We start from the raw sequence: 19,079 nt of genomic DNA on the forward strand, positions 1-19,079 counted from the left end.
ACTCCAAACTACGCAATTGGGTCTGATACTATGTTGACTTAATACTTAAATAACTTCAGCGCGTGATTCTGCCACCAATCGAGTTAAACTTTACCTGTTTAGAAAACTAAACAGGAATTTTTCAACTAGTTATCGATAAAGTTTCATCACCTAAAAAGAGGTTACGTATTAAGCAAATTAGTATTAGAGAAATAGAAAACTATTTCCATTTCATAAATTATTTATTCTGAGGGAGTGGAGTTTATCAAAACAATCGCAATGATAACAACTATCATTTACATTTTATATTTGTAATGTTTTTTGCAACAAATAGAATTGAGTAAACAAATAGATATCCATGTAATTAATCTGTATCTATTTCATAATAGAGATGGAGCAAGTAAGTCACTCGTATGGTTTATTTAACCTGAGGTTTGGATAACAAATGTTCTAACTTATTGTTGCTAGAGCACAACTTGGTTTTTCCTTGTCTAGCCATAGAGTTTTAGGGGAAACACCGCTCACGCGTCCTGCTCTCGCTAAGGTACCTAAATCCAGTAGTAGGCAAGGCGAATTTACGCGCCAATCGCAGGCAATCGGGAGTGAATTCACGCAATTAGCACTAAAACTGGTTGCCAAAAAGACATGAATAATCCGCAGTTCAGGGGATTTACATTCAACGCCTTCACTTAAAATTGAAATACAGGATGAATTTGGCTCTCGTTTTCACCCCTCTTTGACAACCACAGTGTATGGTGAAAAGTTTAGGTATCACGTAATTGAGCTTTTCCTCTCAAATTACGTCAATATAAGTAACATGTTGCGCAGGTATCGCCATTCATCGGCTGATGGCACGAAATCAGCCACCTGTGCTTTGCTCTCCCAAGTGTTTTTTGGTCGTCGCGCTTAGCTCGCATACTAGTATTCTGGGAAAAAGTTTTTTAATACCAATTACGTAACGTTGGATATAACTCATAGCAGGTAAAGCTCACTTCCAAAGCAATTAAGATAAGCAAAAAGCTCACCAAATGCCCAACCTTAACTTTAGAACATACATAAGCACCTAACGGCGCCCCAACTACGACAATCGGGATAGCTGCAAGCAAGTAGCTGTTTATCTCTGCGGTAATGGTATTGAGATGCCAGGCATTGATACTGCTTCCTACAAGGGAGGTAAAAGTCATGACAACGACAGATGTTGCCGTCGCTTTTTTAACGTCGGCGTTGTAAGCAATTACTAACAATGCAAAAAGAGCGATATCTGCACCTGAGCCAACAAGGCCACTGGCAACTCCACCGATGAAGGCCACTATCATAAACCTTACCATCTTTGGCTGAATAAATTCACTGCTTGGTTGATGGTGGGCTTTACGCCACCACCTAAGCACCAGAGTCAACGCAAAGCAGAGTAATAAAAAGCTAAAAATAGATTTCACAAGGAGCCGTGGCGCAAACGGCGCAATAAAAAACAAACTTAGCGTTACACCTATGCCAGCCATAGGTAAGGCCATGATGATCACGTTCTTATAGACTGGGATGCGACGGCAAAAAATAGTGATTGTCGCCGCGGTCATACCGAAGCTTTGGATAGCGAGAGAAAATACTTTGGCAGTTGCAGGGTCGATATTTAATAGTTTTGTCATCACAGGAAATGCCACAGCTCCACCACCCAGTGCCGTGCCACCCGCAACAAAAGAACCTAATGCCATGGTTAACGCGATGCTCGATTCGCTAACGATTTGCCCCAAGGCTTGATAAAAGCCCTGGATCCAAATGAGCGTGGCATATACTCCCAAGGTAAAAAACAGCGGCCACATTGTTGGTCTTGCTATTCGTTGAAGCATGATATTTCCGTCTATAAATAAGAGGTTAATTCCTTACCAAAAGGTGATTTTAAAAAATACCTATTAAGTGAACGCAATTAAACACGATGAAAACATATTTTTCAAATTAATTTTACATTAACCGTACTATATTTTGAAATGAAGAAACCCACCAACAATAGTTGAATCCCGCGCGTATCTGCCTTACTATAACTATAAATAATTACTTATTACTTTTTGTTATATGGGTAATTTGCTTATACCTTAAGGCACAGTCATGACACAAGAAACTCAGTTATCTCAAATCTACCTAGATGCTAATGCGACAACACCAGTGTTAGAACGAGCAGCAGATGCCGCATTGATGACCATGAAGACCATGTTTGGAAATCCAAGTAGTAGTCATATTACGGGATTACAAGCAAAGCAATTGATGGAGCAGACTCGACAAAAAGCACGCACAGTGCTGGGTTCAGGTAACGGCCGCGTTATTTTTACCAGTGGCGCGACAGAAGGGATCCAAACCGGTATCTTGTCGGCTCTTTGCGCAGCAAAGAAGCAAATGAAGCCAAAGCAGCAATACACCTTACTGTATGGTGCAACGGAACATAAAGCGGTTCCAGAGTCATTAAAACATTGGAATAAAATACTTGAAATCAATGCTGAGGTTAAAGCCATTCCCGTCGATGGTCATGGTCGCCTAGACCAAGATTTCATTGCCAAAGAAGTGCCTAACGCTTTGATGATTTGTACCATGGCAGTCAATAACGAAACAGGTGTATATCAAGATCTCGCTGAGTTAGAGACGGTGATAAGAACAAACCATCCTACTGTTTTTTGGATGGTTGACTGTGTTCAAGCATTAGGTAAACGTAAGTTAAATCTTGCCCAAACAACTATTGATTACGCACCTTTTAGTGGCCATAAACTTTACGCTCCTAAAGGTATTGGCTTTGTCTATATACGAGACAATGCACCACTTACCCCCTTTATTGCTGGTGGCGGTCAAGAAAGTGGACTTAGATCTGGCACGGAAAATCTGCCTGGTTTAGCTGCACTTAACGTTATTTTTGATGAGCTATTAAAAGAGGGTAACAGCGAGTTTGTTGACGTAGAAACACTCCGCCAATATCGCAACCAATTGGCAAAAACACTAAAACAAGCATTTCCTACTATCGTGTTTAATAACCAATTCACAAATAGTGTACCGACCACATTAAACTTTGCGATACCAGGCTTTAGTTCAAAAGAAATTATGGACTTATTTGATGCCGCAAATATCCGAGTTAGCTCAGGCTCAGCCTGTAGCTCAAAGGTAACGCGAAGTTTTGTTCTCGATGCGATGGGACTGCCTGCATGGCAAAGTGAATCTGCTATTCGTATGTCTTTTGGCCCTGCTACCACTCAAGCAGAAATCGATGCTGCATGTGAACGTATTGGTCACTGTGCTCAAGCTTTGGGTCACAGCTGTTTAATGCAAGCCAGCAATGAGATAAGTAACAAAGAAGCACTCGATGGTCTGGTACAATTTAAAATTGGTGGCGCTTGTTGTTGGTTGTTTGCCGATAAACAGTCAAAAGTCGCAATCATTATAGACCCATTACCTGAGCTGGTTGAGCGCCTAAAAACCATTTTAGAATGCCAACAGCTTACCCTGCTTGCAGTTTTAGATACTCATGGCCATGCAGATCACGAATCAAGCAGAGTCGCCTTTTCGCTAGCAGCAACTGCGAGCGACCACCTTGGATGGCCACCTCAAACAGAGACAATTGAATATAATGGCCAACAACTCGCGAGTCTATCTTTTGGACGTTATCAGCTTGCTTTATTGCCCACCCCAGGACACACCGCCGACAGTGTTTCTTACATTCTATTGGAACAACTGCCAGCAAAACTGGTGATAAAGTATGTATTTTGCGGAGACTTAATTTTGATGGGAGCATTGGGTAGAACGAATTTTACCACCAGCTCCAATGACGCAATGTACAACAGTATCCAAGCGCTCGCCGAAGTAATCACTGAAGAGACCTTGTTATGCCCAAGCCATGATTATAATAATGAATTTACAACGACACTCAGCGCTGAAATGTCTAGAAATTCAATACTAAATCAAGTCATACAAGGTGAACTTTCAGCAACAGAGTTTGCCAAAGCAAAGAGACTTATTGATGCTGACATCAATGATGAGACGGGTACTGAAATCATGTGTGGTGCAGCAGTTTGCGGTAAAGACACATTTACCCTGCAAGAATATACGGCCACGGAGTTAGAAACACAGATAGCGAATAACCAAAACCTATTACTGATAGACATTCGTGAACCACATGAGTATGCACTTAACCACAACCGTGCGTTTGATCAAAATGTTCCGCTTACACGTTTAACCGATTTTGTTGGTAAGCATAGCCATAACAAAGCACAGCCGCTGGTTTTAGTGTGTCGTAGTGGTAGTCGCTCCCAAGCCGCTGCACAAGCCCTAGCCCGCTTAGGCTTTAATAATATCGGACACCTCAAAGGGGGTTATGCGCTCATCTAAGCCATATAGGTTGTAATAGTTTCCTTTCTGAAGCCCCTTTTGCACAAGCAAAGGGGCTTTTTTCGATCGGGCCTGTGTTAGTTTACGTAATAATACCAATTAGCCTTGATACTTACTCAATCTGAAGGAGTAACTCTGACGCTAACTACGTTGAAAATTTCTTATTTAGAACAACTAAATAGAAAATTTTTTGCCTTGCCTATAGGGATATCGGTACCTTGCTGGTAGCGGAGTTATCGATAAGATTTTCTCGCTTCAAAATAGACCACTTAATTAAGATAATTGGTATAAACCTGGAATTCGGATAATTAATGCCTTATCCAAACCTCAAATAAATAATGAAAGCGCTAAATGGCACATAAAAAACCACATTTACCTCAGAAGATATGCCCAGTTTGCAACCGTCCTTTCTTATGGCGAAAGAAATGGAGACAAAACTGGGAAGAAGTGAAGTATTGCTCTAAACGCTGCGCAAGCAAGCGTACAAGCACTTCTAAGTCACAATAGAAATGTCTAAGCGCATGATGTTAATAGAAAAATAATTTATTGTAACATTTGCAAAATACAGAACAACACTATTGATAATCACTATCATCTACAATATCATTTGCAAAAATTAAGTTTATAGGGATTAATCATGCGCTCATTCAAACATAAATACCCGACGCTTTTCGCCAGCGTTGCTCTTGCCTTATCATGCTCAGTAACCGCTCAAGAGCAGAGTAAAACAACCCAAGAGGACATTGAAATCATTGAAGTTAGTCCAAGAGGACTGATTTCGTACGTTAGTGCTACGGCTTCAAAAACAGCAGTTCCAATTATCAAAACACCTGTTTCTGTCTCTGTTTTGACCGCACAACGTATCTCAGACTTAGGTGCTGAAACGTTACAGGACGCAATTGGTTATGTTGCTGGTGTTTATAACGGTCCTTATGGTGTTGACACACGTGGTGACTGGTCAAAAATTCGTGGCGTTGATCCCCTACTGTATGTAGATGGGTTACAAAAACTGTTCGGCAACTACAACAATACTCGAACAAACCCATACGCACTTGAAAGTGTCGAGATCCTAAAAGGCCCCTCTTCTGTTCTATATGGTCAGGGCTCTACCGGCGGAATTGTAAATGCAGTATCTAAGCTGCCAAATGCAGATACCGGCGGTGAAATTTGGGCACAAGTTGGTAACTATGAGCGCAAGCAACTAGCCATTGACTATAACACTACATTTGGTGAACAACAGGAATATCAAGCTCGTGCCGTAGCTATGTATCGTGACAGTGGCACACAGACGGATTACGTTGACGACAACACACTTATGCTGGCTCCAAGTTTTACCTGGCTTGCGTCAGATGAAACTAAAGTCACCGTGCTGGCCAACTTACAGCGTAATGAGTCAGGTTCGTCTACTCAATTCTTTCCACACGAAGGCACTATATTACCTGCAAAATACGGTCAAATTCCAAGTGAGCGCTTTGTCAGCGAACCAGGCTGGGATAAATATGATACTGAGCAACAAGCCATCACGGCGATTATCGAACACAGTTTTGATTTAGACACCCACATTAAATTTTCTGGCCGATATAGCGACAGTACCGCTGAATATCGCACCATTTACTCTTGGCCACCTAAATTTGAAGCGGATAAACGTACTGTAAATCGTATTGCTAGCCTCACAGATTCAAGCGCGCGTAGCTTAACCATGGATCTGCAGTTCCATAAATACTTAGAGCTAGATGCGTTAAAACTCACTATGGTATCAGGTGTAGATTATCAAAATGCTGATACCGACTCAGATCGTGGCCGTGGAGTTGCAGCACCGTTAGACTTGTATAACCCTGTTTATGGCTTAAGTACAGAGTTACCAACGGCGGTAGTAGATAACCCTGAAAACACTCTAAATAATAAACAGCTGGGCGCTTACGCTCAAGTCACGGCTGAAGTAAACAATTGGGTACTCAATGCAGCACTTCGCTATGATGATGTGTCAAATCAGCTGCAAACTGAAGGCGCAAACAAAAATAGCCAAACTGCGACTACAGGGCGAATTGGTGTGTTATATCAGTTCGAAAATGGCTTGGCTCCATACGCAAGTTACTCTGAATCATTCAAAGCAGTATTTGGTCAAAAAGCGCAAGGTGGTGCCTACAAGCCACTAGAAGGTGAGCAAGTTGAACTTGGCTTGAAATATCAACCAGCAGGCACTGAGCACTTAATTACAGCATCAATATTTGAAATAAAAGATAAAAACCAAGTTCGCAAAGTGTCTCCTGAATTTGAAGTGCAAGACGGTGAGATAGAGGTGAAAGGGTTTGAGTTAGAAGCACAACTTGAGTGGCAGCACCTTGATGTATATGCCGCGTACTCTTATTCAGATACCGAGCAAGATATCACACCACTTTCCAGCATGGAGCTATTTGCAGCACAAGACTTGAGAACACTTATCACTGATGATGCTCCGCTTTCAGCAACTCCTAAACACCTTGCATCTATTTGGGCAACGTATCGAGCGGATAACCTACTTCCAGGGCTTAAGTTTGGTGCAGGTATTCGACATGTAGGTGAGACATATGACGGTAGTCGTACTATCGTCCTAAACGGTCAAACACTACATGAGCAATTAGTCACTGATAATTTCAACCTCATTGACATGATGATTGGCTATGATATTGACCAGTATCAGTTCAGTCTACAAATCGATAATGTGAGTGACAAAACGGTCATCACCAGTTGTTTGTATCGAGGCGACTGTTTCTATGGGCAACGTCGTACCGTTAGCGCCAACGTAAAATACAAGTTTTAAATAAGACGTTACTGATCGGCTATTCACTCCGTTATCAGCAATTGATAACGGAGTGAGTAGCAATTGATAACGGAGTGAGTAGCAATTGATAACGGAGTGAGTAGCAAACTAGAATTGGTAACTTATCGTCACACTGCCATCCGCACGCTTTTTATTCGAGTCACTACTTTCGCCGTAGCCTGCTATGAACTTCACATGCCAGCCCCTTTGGTTAATGCTTGAAAAGTAATAACTGTAACTTAAGCCGACACCGTTGGTGGTTTCATCATCAAACAAGTTAATAATTGGCTCAAAAATACCACATACAACATCATCATCTTCTTCACAGGCCGGACCTACATCTCTCGCCCCAAGCGCGCCCGCAACAACACCTACAGCATGTTTATTATTCGCTGATACCGCACGCTCATAACCAAGTAATAAGCCATCATCAAGTCCAATGCGATAACTACCATACCATTTACTCTGATTTTGCGCTTGAGGAACCGACACCTCAAGTTGACCAAAAAATGGATACCCTGTTCCAACTGAAAACTCCACAGGGTTCGCTAAGCTACTTAAACTACAAAAAAGTGCAGCAACCCCAACGGTTGTGTTGACTAAAAATGATGACATTGACTTATTCCCTCTGTGAAAAAGCAGAAAATAGTGAGTCACGTTCCTAAAGTCAACACGATATTTGTGAAAATTTGTTCAAACTAAACCTGAGTAATGCGTGAAAGTTCAGTAATAAATGTATCGATATCCGCCTGCTCAATCCCCAAGTGGGTAACCAATCTACACCCCTGGTAGCCTGGAGTGATGTTTATCCCTTTTCTCTTTAACTGCTCAGCGATAGTGAATAAATCTACGTGTGGCTCAACTTCAACAAAAACAATGTTTGTCTGTACTGTATGCTTACATGGCTTAAACCCCGGGACTCGTTCAAGTTTTTCAGCTAAATATTGTGCATTTTGATGATCTTCGTTGAGGCGTTCCACATGATGCTGTAACGCGTAAAGGCCAGCCGCGGCAAGCATACCTGCTTGACGCATTCCACCGCCCAGCATTTTTCTTAGTCGACGCGCTTTTTCGATAAATGCTTTATTACCCAATAATAAAGAGCCAATTGGCGCACCAAGTCCTTTGGAGAGACAAATCGTAAAAGAATCAAAATGCTTGACAATTTCTCTAATATCCACATTTTGTGCAACAGCGGCGTTATACACACGGGCACCATCTAAATGCAGCATTAATCCGTGTTCGTCACATAATGCTCTTGCCTTTGCTAGATACTCAAGGCTAAGTACCTTACCACCAATGGTATTTTCTAAACTGAGTAGCTTGGTATTAGCAAAGTGAAAATCGTTAGGCTTGATAGCTTGCTTGATCCGTTCTAGACAAATACTACCATCAGCCTCATTTTCTAGAGGTTGTGGTTGGATTGAGCCAAGCACTGCCGCACCACCCGCTTCAAACCTATAATTATGCGCCTGTTGGCCACATAAATATTCGTCACCTCTTTCACAATGACTCATTAACGCCAGAAGGTTTGCTTGCGTGCCAGAAGAGGTAAATAGCGCAGCTTCAAACCCATGACGCTCAGCCGCAAATTGCTCTAGGGTATTTACCGTCGGATCGTCGCCATAAACATCGTCACCAAGTGCTGCATCAAACATACTTTGCTTCATCTCAGGCGTCGGTAGCGTAACTGTGTCAGATCTAAAGTCCATCAATCATATCCAAATAAAACGAGGGGTACTCAGCATAACCGAAAAGTGTCCACAACAGAAAAGCTGGACGAAAAAAAAGGAGTGTCGGTTTAAACCTGCTCACTCCTTGAAAAGTCTATTATTTTTGTTACTACTATTGCAGCCCAGGCCAAGTGCCGTTATCAATTACTTTAGGATAACCTGGGTCTACTTTATCTAATGTAATGCTGTATCTCAGATAACGGCCGTCATCTAAAAAGAAGTAAGCACGTGTACTGTTCCACTTTAAAGCAGCGCTTATCTTGCTCGCATAGTCGCCCATCCCCGGCCAAGTGCTATCATTAATGGCCTTAGGGTAGCCACTATCAACACGGTCATCTCCTAAATCATAGCGTAAGTATCGACCATCATTTAGGAAAAAATATACTTTGTCAGACGTCCAGCGTAGTGTCGCCGTTATTTTGTTCGCATATGCAGCAAGCCCCGGCCACGAGCTGTTATCTATGGCTTTAGGATAACCCGTTCGTACCCTATCATTTTGTACGTCATAACTTAGGTACTGTCCCGTAGATAAAAAGTAATAGACCGTATTACGGTCTTTGTAGAAACTTGCCTGAATTTGCTCTGCATATTTTGCAAGCCCCGGCCAATTGCCGTCTGTCACCGCCACAGGATAACCATCATCAGTTTTATCTAACAAGGTGTCGTAACGCCAATAGCGTGCATCTTCAGAAAAAAAATAGCTTTTAGTGTTGTGCCATTGATGTGCTGCGGTCAAATTAAGCTCAGTCACACGATAGCCAACATAGACGCCCTGCTGCTCAAAGCTATAGTCATTGATACCAGAAGTTGGGGCTGAGTCTTGCCACTGCGACACACCCGCGGGTAATGTCTCAAGCAATTGATTATTACGATAAACCCGAGTAGGCGCATGTGCTTCATCAAGCCAGGTAAAAAGTTTATTGGCGTAATTTAGCTTACGGATCCCTACATCACCATACAGTGATGTACTCTCAAACCCCGCTTGGACACCCGTCTCTATTCCCATAAAGGATAAGATAGTTGGTACAATCGCAGTTTGTGCCGGGTAGCCATACAAACCAGAAAAGTCCGTATTAGCAGGGTTAACAGCCTTCGAACTAAATTCCTTATTCAGTCTCTTGTTAGAAGCTATGAAAATAGTTTTTTCTGGTTCTGTTTGCTCACCATGGTGACAACCAACAATCGGTGTGCGACCATGATCTGTCGTGACCATCACTAACCAGTTTTCACCTTTTCGCTCTTTGGCTTCAACGGCATCAAGAAGCTTGCCTAATCTCTTATCTGCATCTTCGACCGCTTTATTGTACGCAGAGCCGAAGCATAAGGCATGCCCTACGGCATCTGGTTCATCTAAATGTAGAAAAACGAAATCTGCAGAGTCATTATTTAATGTCGCCAACGCTTTGTTCAAATTATCATCATCACTGCCGCCTTCTGACCTTTGCTTCATTAAAGTGAGATCGCGTCGAAAGAATTGGCTATGGATAGGCCCCCAAGTGCTAAAGCTCGCAATATGAGCGCTGGCGTCATGCTCTGCGATGTAACGATAAAGGCTACGATAGGCGTTATTCGCCAAGCCAGAGTCATTACTTGGGACTTGATGTTTGTTCACCCAAACTCCTGTTAAAATCGTTGCCCAGCCTGGGCCACTTTTGGTTTTTTGCTGTGTTTGAGTTTTTGAGAGCCCGCCTGTATACGCTTTACTTAGAAATAAGCGGTCAAAATTTGGGGTATGATTGCTGCCAATTTTTTCGTATTGCAATCCATCGATCCCAATCAGCAATACTTTATTTTCAAGTGCATCTGCACAGGGGGTGAATAAAAGTGCAAGTAATGCACTGCGAAGCACGGGTAATTTCATTATCTTTCCTTTACTAAGATTGTCTGGACTAGTCCAAAAAAGATAATAGGAGGCTAACGTTAAAATCTATTTACAAAATAATTACATTGAAGTTTATTTACCCGACTTTTAGATCTGCGGCACTACCACTGTGATCGGCCAACTGCTCAAGGCTCTTTCCTTTGGTTTCTTCAACAAAAAGAAACACTAAGAAAAAAGACAACACAGAGAACAAACTATAGAGTAAAAAGGTAGTACTGGCCCCTAAGGACGCAAGCTCCCACGGGAAAATAAGTTGTACCGTAAAGCTGGTAGCATTATTAATCACACCCACCACAGAAATAGCAACAGCTCTGATTGCATTGGGGAAAATTTCTGAAAACATCACCCACATCACAGGCCCCAACGACATCGCAAAAGAAGCCACAAAAAGGGAAATACCAAATAACACCCACTTTGCAGGCATAGTAATACTTTGAGCTAAAATTTCGGACTTATACTGTGTGTACTCATCTGTCGTTAACCGATACTGTAGCGCTTGGTTAAACTCAACATCAGAGTGAAAGGTTTGACCAACAATTGAACTTAACGCTTGGCTTGGAAACTCTGCCATCTTTTGCTCAATAGCAATAATTCCTGCACCACTTAGCTGATAAGTCGCTTGCTTGAACCCCCAGCTACACAGCGCCATACTCAAGCAAATTCCCGTTAAGCCCACCAATAATAAAGGACGTCGGCCAATTTTATCTATGGTAAGTAGTGCAACTAAAGTAAAAATAACATTGATAAGGCCAATCCAAATGGCTTGTAAAAATGCGCTATCTGTACCTATACCACTTTGTTCGAATATCGTCGGCGCATAGAAAAACACCACATTAATACCGGTTACTTGTTGCGCAATGGCAAGCACTATACCAACGACCAAAGGAATACGCATGGGTTTACTGAATAAACACCTTAGTTTATTGGCTGTTGACACACTACCAAGCTGCGCTTTAGGTAGCGCCTCTGTCATCGCGCTAAACTGCAGTTGAGCTTGGCTATTGCCAAATAAACTGGTTAGTGCGCGCTTTGCCTCTGCAGTTTGCTGCTTCATCAGCAACCACCTTGGGCTGCGGGGCAATAGTACCAATAATAATACCCAGGCTAACGCTGGCAAGGCTTCGATGCCAAGCATCCAACGCCAGGTTTGGGTATCAATATACCAGTTTGTTATCCAAGCAGCGTCGCCATGGCTCAGTTGCAACAAAAAATAGTTAGTAAAATAGGAAACCACCAAACCAATCACAATATTTAGCTGATTAATTGAAACCAACCTTCCGCGTTGCTCGGGTAAACTTATCTCAGCAATATACATAGGTGCGACCATGAGTGAACAAAATGCCATACCACCAATAAATCGGGCTATCACCAAAGTCTCGAATGAAGGGGCAAGCGCAGACCCTATCGCTGAAAAAAAATAAAGACAAGCCGTCATTAGTAACGTTTGCTTGCGACCAATGGCATCCGCGACAGGTCCTGCGATCAGGGTAGCTATCAAGCCGCCAAGCGTTGGAGCACTCACCACTATGCCTTGCTGCCAAGCGGTCAACTTGAAGGTTTCACTGATAAAACCGATGGCACCAGAGATCACTGAGGCATCAAAACCAAAAATAAATCCGCCTAACGATACAATTAAGGTGTACTTCACTGCATTTGAAATCGTCAGGTGGGCCATGGTCACATTACTCTGTTTTTGTAGCGATGGAGTCGCGTAAGATCAAAGTCGGAGGATAGAGGTTTTCAACATCAGGTTGATGCTTTTCTTTATACACATGTTTAAGAACCCAACGCGCCGCAGCGTCGCCCATTTTACGGATTGGATTATCAATGGTCGTGAGTTTAGGGTAAAGGTATTTGGTAAATAACACGTCATCAAACCCCACTATTGAAAGCTCGATAGGTACATTGAGCCCAGATTCCCTTGCCGCAGTCATTGCACCAGAGGCCATTTCGTCGTTAGCACAAACTAACGCAGAAAATGGCAGCCCGGTTTGCATCAGCTGCGCAAATCCTGCCATACCATCGGTTTCATGGTACCCTCCCTCAAATGACAACGTAGGATTAAATGCCACGTCATACTCAGCCAGCGCCTTTTTGTGCCCTGCTAAGCGGGCCTTGGCATCAAGCTTAAACAATGGTCCACTAATATAAGCAATATCACGGTGTCCACGTTGTAATAGCGCTTGCGTCGCTAAGTAGCCACCAAGCTCGTTATCAGTATAAAAACAGCGCTCTGCAAGCTCTGGAATGTGGCGATTTACCAGCACAAGTTCAATGTCTTGCCCCGCAAGCTCAATGAGATATTCGTCGCTTACCGCTTCTGCATGAACAATTAAGGCGTCACATCGTCTGTCCAACAAAAACTCAATGGCTTGCTGCTCTTTGTCCGCATCACTGTGACCTGCCGCGATAATGGCATGCTTGCCCGAAGTTCTGAGTGTGCTCTCAATGGTACTCATCATGTCACCAAAGAAAGAGCCATGTAGCTCAGATACCATCAGGCCAACACTGTTGCTACGGTTAGAAGCCAAAGATTGCGCGATAGCATTAGGCTTGTAGCCTAACTCAGACATTGCTGCGAGCACCTTAGTTTTGGTTTTATCACTCACTTTTGCATTGCCGTTCATCACCCGCGATACCGTGGCTAATGATACACCTGCCGCTTTTGAAACTTCGTAGATCGTTGCCATTTAATTACTTTTTATTCCATCATTTATATTTGCGCACTATACCAATATTAATGCAAAAAGCGCATAACTTTAGCGCCCTTCTTGGCGCATTTTTAGCATCGCTTGATACGCTTTGGCACTTGCCTTAAGCGTACGTTTTTGAGTGTTGTAATCAACATGGACAATGCCAAAACGTTGCGTGTAACCCTCTGCCCATTCAAAGTTATCCATTAAACTCCAAGCAAAATAACCACGAATATCGACACCCTGCTCCATCGCTTGGTTTACTGCTAGCAAATGAGATTGGAAATACTCTAATCTTGCCACATCGGCTATTTCATCATTGTTTATGCAGTCCTCAAAAGCGGCACCATTCTCAGTAATATAAAGCGCTGGCAGTTGGTATTGTTGGTGTAAGTCTACCAGTAACGCATAAAACGAATCCGGTACGACTTCCCATCCCATGGTAGTGAGGTGACTCGATGTTGGAGCGACTTGTTCGTACCACCCATTGCCATCGGATTGATATACATTGCGGGTATAATAATTTACCCCCAAATAATCGATAGGCGCACTAATAATCTCCAAATCTTCTGCCTGAATATCAGGCTGAACCTCTTTTGGTAGTTGAGCGAGTAAATCAGGATAGCAGCCCTCAAGAATAGGTTTGATGTACCAATGGTTACAGTAATCATCCGCGATTTTTGCAGCGTTAACGTCACTTGGGCTGTCAGATGCAGCATCGGCATTAGCAAAATTAAGAACGATACCATGGCGACTTGTCGGGCAGTGTGTTCTTAGTACCTGCATCGCCAAACCATGGGCCAATAACAAGTGATGTGCAGCTTGTCGCCCTGCCGACTGCGAGCACATACCAGGGGCGTGTATGCCTACTTCATAACCAAGATGGGCGCTACAAAATGGCTCATTTAGCGTTGTATACGCATAAACCTTATCGCCAAGCGCTTTACAAACCACTTCACTGTACTTTGCAAAAGCCAGTGCGGTTTCTCGGTTTAACCATCCGCCTTTATCCTCTAGCGCTTGTGGCAAGTCCCAGTGGTAGAGCGTAACGAATACTTTGAGTTCTTTCGCTACCAACTCGTCAACCAAGGTTTGGTAAAAACCAAGACCGGTCAAATTTACCGTACCGTCGTCATTAATCACCCTCGGCCAAGAGATTGAAAGACGATAGGCATCTACCCCTAAACTGTGAATAAGCTCCACATCTTGTTGCCACCGTGCAATGTGCTCGCAGGCTTTGTCACCGTTACTTTTGTCCTTAATGGCTCCATCGACGCGACAAAATCTATCCCAGATGGACTCGCAACGAGTATGCCTAGCCCCTTCAATTTGAAATGAAGAAGTCGCGACGCCGAAAATATAGTCCGCCTGCAACATGGCCGAGTGTTTTGGCAGGATAAATTTATTCATGGTTAACCGTTCCAAGTTGTGTATTCACGCCCATTTGCAATGTGTGTTACTACTTCACGACGACAGACAAACACATTTTTTATTTGAATTCATGCTCGCTTTCTGCAATTATCAAATAAAATGTAAGCGCTTTCATTTCGCTAAATGTAAGCGCTTTACCAAAAAAAATCAACTAGGAGTTTCTTGTGAGCGTACCGTCTCAACCTCAGGTTTCACCGGCAGCTACGCCAAGCCAAAGCGGCCAGTACCGATTTGCTTTAGGCGCCCTAACCTCATTATTTTTTATGTGGGGTTTTATAACCTGCCTAAACGATATTTTAATCCCCTACCTCAAAGGAGCATTTGAGCTTAACTACACTCAGGCCATGCTGATCCAGTTTTGTTTTTTCAGCGCTTATTTTGTGGTCTCGGTCCCTGCTGGTAAACTGGTTGGTAAGATCGGTTATCAAAAAGGGATTGTGGCGGGTTTACTCACCACAGGGATTGGCTGCTTGCTGTTTTACCCAGCCGCTCAAAGCGCCATGTACAGTGTTTTTTTATTTGCATTGTTTGTATTAGCAGCAGGGATCACCATACTACAAGTTGCAGCAAACCCATTTGTTAGCGTACTTGGCTCACCAGAAACGGCACCAGCCAGACTCACCATGACCCAGGCGTTTAACTCGCTCGGTACCACAGTTGCCCCGTTTTTTGGTGCGATGCTGATATTTAGTGAAGGCAGTACGGTGGAGATAGGTGATGCCAGTGCAACACAACTTCCCTACTTAATGCTCGCGACAATGCTAGCTGTATTAGCTTTGGTTTTTGCATTTATCAAATTGCCGCGACTAAGCAGCACCTCAGAGGCTACCACGACTGGAGAAGCAAAAGCATGGCAGCATAAACATCTTGTACTGGGCGCCATTGGTATCTTTGTTTATGTCGGGGCAGAGGTCGCTATCGGCTCAACACTGGTCAGCTTCTTACATCAACCAGACATCGGTAATATGACAGAAGCTCAAGCAGCTAAACTCATAGCATACTACTGGGGCGGCGCTATGGTTGGGCGCTTTATTGGTGCTTTGGTTATGCAGAAAATTGCGGGACGCACCGTCTTGATATTCAACGCAGTATGTGCATTTGTATTGATACTTATCGCTGTTTTTAGCAGCGGCCAGCTTGCACTTTGGAGTATCTTAGCGGTTGGACTTTGCAACTCGGTGATGTTTCCAACTATTTTTAGTCTCTCTCTAAATGGCTTAGGAAAACAAACGGCACAAGGTTCTGGCATTCTTTGCCTAGCAATAGTCGGCGGCGCTATCATCCCACTGCTTCAAGGCATGTTGGCGGATGGAATTAACCTTCAGCTATCATTTTTACTTCCCGCATTATGCTATATCTACATCGCCTATTTTGGATTAAAAGGGGCAACACCTCAGCGTTTCAAGGGTAACTAACATATGAAAACCAAACTCACTACGCTAAGCCTAGCAGCTGTCATTACCATGCTAAGCGGATGCAGCAAAAACCAAGAACAGACTCATGTCGAGCTTGAGCCTACCCGTCACGTTGAGAACTGGCCTGCGCTAAAGCCTGCCATTGAGTATGATGCAGATCTTGAAGCTCAGATTGACGCTCTGCTGGCTAAGATGACACTAGAGCAGAAAGTCGCACAAATGATCCAACCTGAAATTCGCAGCATCACGGTAGCAGACATGCGAGAATATGGGTTCGGCTCCTACCTAAATGGTGGCGGTGCATTTCCATATAATAACAAACATGCAACGCCTGCTGATTGGGTCAAGCTCGCAGAGGCACTCTATAAAGCATCCATTGACGATAGCCTAGATGGCAGCACAATTCCTACCATGTGGGGAACCGATGCGGTTCATGGTCACAATAATGTGATAGGCGCGACTTTATTTCCACATAATATCGGCCTTGGCGCTGCAAATAACCCTGCTCTGATTGAAAAAATTGCTCAAATTACCGCAAAAGAAGTGCTAGCCACAGGTATTGACTGGATCTTTGCTCCAACGGTTGCAGTAGTACGCGACGATCGCTGGGGACGTACTTATGAGGGATATTCCGAGCATCCTGATATTGTAAAAGCCTATTCCTATGCCATCGTTAAAGGTCTACAAGGTGCCAAAAATAAAGACTTTCTCGGTGATAACCGCGTGATCAGCACTGTGAAGCACTTTGTCGGCGATGGTGGCACCGTCGATGGTGACGATCAAGGCGACAATATTGCATCCGAAAAAGAATTGATCGCAATTCACGCTCAGGGATATGTTGGCGGCCTTGAGGCCGGAGCACAGTCAGTTATGGCTTCTTTTAACAGCTGGCATGGCGAAAAAGTGCATGGTAGCCATTACTTACTCACCCAAGTACTAAAAGCGCGTATGAACTTTGACGGCTTTGTAGTAAGTGACTGGAATGGGCACGGGCAAATAGAGGGCTGTACTAACGATAGCTGCGCAGAGGCCATTAACGCAGGTATTGATATTGTGATGGCACCAAACGACTGGAAAGCTCTCTATCATAATACCCTAGCACAAGTGAAAAATGGTGAGATCGCACCCGCTCGAATTGATGATGCGGTGAGCCGTATTTTGCGAGTTAAATTACGCGCTGGATTGTTCGACAAGCCAAGCCCCGCGAACCGTGCACTGGCAGGCAACTCTAACCTTATAGGTGCCAAATCTCATCGCGTCGTGGCTCGCCAAGCAGTACGTGAATCTTTGGTGTTACTGAAAAATAAAGATCAGTTATTACCGCTCAAACCCAATCAACATATTTTACTCGCAGGAGATGGCGCTCATAACATAGGTAAGCAGTCTGGAGGTTGGAGTATCACATGGCAGGGTACCAACAATACCAACGAAGACTTCCCGGGCGCTACTTCTATTTATGATGGCATCAAGCTGCAAGCCGAGGCAGCGGGCGGTACAGTTACACTAAGTGAAAATGGGCATTTTGAACACAAGCCCGATGTTGCGGTTGTAGTATTTGGTGAGGATCCCTATGCTGAAGGTCACGGTGACAGAGCAACACTTGAATACAAAGCGTCTGACAAGTCAGATCTTGCATTGCTGAAGCGCTTTAAACAATTAGGAATACCTACCGTTGCTATTTTTATCAGCGGCCGTCCAATGTGGGTCAATCCAGAGCTGAACGCATCAGATGCCTTTGTAGCAGCATGGCTGCCAGGCACAGAAGGGATTGGCATTAGCGATGTGATCCTCGCTGACGAAAATGGTCAGGCTAAGTACGACTTTACCGGAAGATTAAGTTATTCTTGGCCAAAAACACCGACCCAAATCGTCAATTTCCAAGATGAACATTACGACCCCCTTTTGCCTTATGGTTTTGGCTTAAGTTATGCTGATAACGATGTACTGGGTGATAACTTAACAGAACAAATTGAGTCCGACGCTGGCCTAACCAAGGGCGTAGATTTACTTGTCAGATCCATCAATAAACCTTGGCAGGGTCACTTATACAGTAGCGCCCAAAACCAAGCGATCAATGCCAATACCCATACCCTTGGTGGTATCAGCTATCGCACAACCGATAGAGAGGTACAAGAAGATGCGATCGCACTCCTTTTTGATGGCAGTCGACGTAGCGGTTTTAGACTCGCCAGCGAAAGCTACTTCAGAGAGGATATCAGCCCAAATATTCCAACAGATGGTGCTCTCACTGTGAAAGTAAAAGTTGCTGCCATAGCAGATAAGCCGGTATGGGTTACCATGAGCTGTGAAGGCGAGGCAGACAAAAGTGGTTCTTGCAGCGCAACAGTCGATATTGCCGAGCAGCTTCAAGCTATGCCAAAAGGTCTATGGCACTCACTCAGCATTGATCTACGCTGCTTTACAGCGCAAGGCATGGACTTCACTAAAACCGTCGTCCCTTTTGAACTTACCACCGAGGGCGCGCTGGAAATTGCACTATCAGAGATAAAAATCTCGACCGATAGCACACCCACCTTGAGCTGCAACTAACCTTGATAACACGATGCGAGCACTACACTTGGCTCGCATCGCTTTCACTGCCTGTCTTTGTTCTCAATCTAACTTTTATACCAATTTACTTAATTAAGTGGTCTATTTTGAGGCGAGAAAATCTTGTCGATAACCAGGCAAAAATTTTGCTATTTAGTTGTTCTAAATAAGAAATTTTTAACGCTGTTAGCGTCAGATTTACTCCTTCAAATTGAGCAAGTATTAAGTCAAATTGGT

12 protein-coding genes are annotated in these 19,079 nt (G+C 43.6%); 5 read left to right on the forward strand and 7 right to left on the reverse strand.

The features are described 5' to 3' along the window. Window positions 1–920: 920 nt before the first annotated feature. A complete protein-coding gene (locus EAG18_RS14290; protein ID WP_125253053.1) occupies window positions 921–1,823 on the reverse strand; it encodes a sulfite exporter TauE/SafE family protein in 903 nt (300 codons plus the stop codon). Window positions 1,824–2,079: 256 nt separating this feature from the next. Here EAG18_RS14290 and EAG18_RS14295 point away from each other — a divergent pair, with 256 nt between their 5' ends. From EAG18_RS14295 to EAG18_RS14305, 3 genes are all read left to right on the forward strand, one after another. Continuing rightward, window positions 2,080–4,338 carry an aminotransferase class V-fold PLP-dependent enzyme gene (locus EAG18_RS14295; protein ID WP_125253054.1) on the forward strand — a complete coding sequence of 753 codons (2,259 nt, stop codon included), beginning with the start codon at window positions 2,080–2,082 and terminating at the stop codon, window positions 4,336–4,338. A 351-nt stretch (window positions 4,339–4,689) separates the two neighbouring features. Continuing rightward, window positions 4,690–4,845, forward strand: coding sequence for a DUF2256 domain-containing protein (locus EAG18_RS14300; protein WP_125253055.1), 156 nt, complete (start codon window positions 4,690–4,692; stop codon window positions 4,843–4,845). A 130-nt stretch (window positions 4,846–4,975) separates the two neighbouring features. Continuing rightward, window positions 4,976–7,138 carry a TonB-dependent siderophore receptor gene (locus EAG18_RS14305; protein ID WP_125253056.1) on the forward strand — a complete coding sequence of 721 codons (2,163 nt, stop codon included), beginning with the start codon at window positions 4,976–4,978 and terminating at the stop codon, window positions 7,136–7,138. A 108-nt stretch (window positions 7,139–7,246) separates the two neighbouring features. Here the strand turns inward: EAG18_RS14305 and EAG18_RS14310 are convergent, their stop codons facing one another. The 6 genes from EAG18_RS14310 to EAG18_RS14335 all read right to left on the reverse strand — a co-directional run bounded on the left by EAG18_RS14310 (window position 7,247) and on the right by EAG18_RS14335 (window position 14,856). Further along, a complete protein-coding gene (locus EAG18_RS14310; RefSeq protein WP_125253057.1) occupies window positions 7,247–7,753 on the reverse strand; it encodes a hypothetical protein in 507 nt (168 codons plus the stop codon). An 83-nt stretch (window positions 7,754–7,836) separates the two neighbouring features. After that, window positions 7,837–8,850: a low-specificity L-threonine aldolase gene (gene ltaE / locus EAG18_RS14315; protein ID WP_125253058.1), complete on the reverse strand. Its 1,014-nt coding sequence runs from the start codon at window positions 8,848–8,850 to the stop codon at window positions 7,837–7,839. 133 nt (window positions 8,851–8,983) lie between these two features. After that, window positions 8,984–10,732, reverse strand: coding sequence for an alkaline phosphatase family protein (locus EAG18_RS14320; protein WP_125253059.1), 1,749 nt, complete (start codon window positions 10,730–10,732; stop codon window positions 8,984–8,986). Between the two features lie 97 nt (window positions 10,733–10,829). Further along, window positions 10,830–12,428 (reverse strand): sugar porter family MFS transporter, encoded by a 1,599-nt coding sequence (locus EAG18_RS14325; RefSeq protein ID WP_125253060.1) that lies wholly within the window; start codon window positions 12,426–12,428, stop codon window positions 10,830–10,832. A 7-nt stretch (window positions 12,429–12,435) separates the two neighbouring features. After that, the gene (locus EAG18_RS14330; RefSeq protein WP_125253061.1) at window positions 12,436–13,443 is read right to left on the reverse strand and encodes a LacI family DNA-binding transcriptional regulator; all 1,008 of its coding nucleotides are present in this window, start codon (window positions 13,441–13,443) and stop codon (window positions 12,436–12,438) included. A gap of 69 nt (window positions 13,444–13,512) precedes the next feature. Next, complete coding sequence (locus EAG18_RS14335) at window positions 13,513–14,856, reverse strand: GH1 family beta-glucosidase (RefSeq protein ID WP_125253062.1); 1,344 nt, start codon at window positions 14,854–14,856, stop codon at window positions 13,513–13,515. A gap of 185 nt (window positions 14,857–15,041) precedes the next feature. On the opposite strand from EAG18_RS14335, the gene EAG18_RS14340 reads away from it, so the two are divergent. Next, entirely contained in the window at window positions 15,042–16,292 is a 1,251-nt protein-coding gene (locus EAG18_RS14340) for a sugar MFS transporter (RefSeq protein WP_125253063.1), read from the forward strand. Window positions 16,293–16,295: 3 nt separating this feature from the next. After that, complete coding sequence (locus EAG18_RS14345; protein ID WP_125253064.1) at window positions 16,296–18,842, forward strand: exo 1,3/1,4-beta-D-glucan glucohydrolase; 2,547 nt, start codon at window positions 16,296–16,298, stop codon at window positions 18,840–18,842. Window positions 18,843–19,079 lie beyond the last annotated feature (237 nt).

The sequence above is a fragment of the Pseudoalteromonas sp. J010 genome (assembly GCF_003934235.1).
Classification (GTDB): Bacteria; Pseudomonadota; Gammaproteobacteria; order Enterobacterales; family Alteromonadaceae; genus Pseudoalteromonas; species Pseudoalteromonas peptidolytica.

What these genes read in the sequence shown, in the direction of transcription:
- ltaE (WP_125253058.1), bottom strand. Translation starts at nt 8,850, where the DNA reads ATGGACTTTAGATCTGACACAGTTACGCTACCGACGCCTGAGATGAAG.
- EAG18_RS14300 (WP_125253055.1), top strand. Translation starts at nt 4,690, where the DNA reads ATGGCACATAAAAAACCACATTTACCTCAGAAGATATGCCCAGTTTGC.
- EAG18_RS14325 (WP_125253060.1), bottom strand. Translation starts at nt 12,428, where the DNA reads ATGGCCCACCTGACGATTTCAAATGCAGTGAAGTACACCTTAATTGTA.
- EAG18_RS14330 (WP_125253061.1), bottom strand. Translation starts at nt 13,443, where the DNA reads ATGGCAACGATCTACGAAGTTTCAAAAGCGGCAGGTGTATCATTAGCC.
- EAG18_RS14295 (WP_125253054.1), top strand. Translation starts at nt 2,080, where the DNA reads ATGACACAAGAAACTCAGTTATCTCAAATCTACCTAGATGCTAATGCG.
- EAG18_RS14320 (WP_125253059.1), bottom strand. Translation starts at nt 10,732, where the DNA reads ATGAAATTACCCGTGCTTCGCAGTGCATTACTTGCACTTTTATTCACC.
- EAG18_RS14290 (WP_125253053.1), bottom strand. Translation starts at nt 1,823, where the DNA reads ATGCTTCAACGAATAGCAAGACCAACAATGTGGCCGCTGTTTTTTACC.
- EAG18_RS14335 (WP_125253062.1), bottom strand. Translation starts at nt 14,856, where the DNA reads ATGAATAAATTTATCCTGCCAAAACACTCGGCCATGTTGCAGGCGGAC.
- EAG18_RS14305 (WP_125253056.1), top strand. Translation starts at nt 4,976, where the DNA reads ATGCGCTCATTCAAACATAAATACCCGACGCTTTTCGCCAGCGTTGCT.
- EAG18_RS14310 (WP_125253057.1), bottom strand. Translation starts at nt 7,753, where the DNA reads ATGTCATCATTTTTAGTCAACACAACCGTTGGGGTTGCTGCACTTTTT.
- EAG18_RS14345 (WP_125253064.1), top strand. Translation starts at nt 16,296, where the DNA reads ATGAAAACCAAACTCACTACGCTAAGCCTAGCAGCTGTCATTACCATG.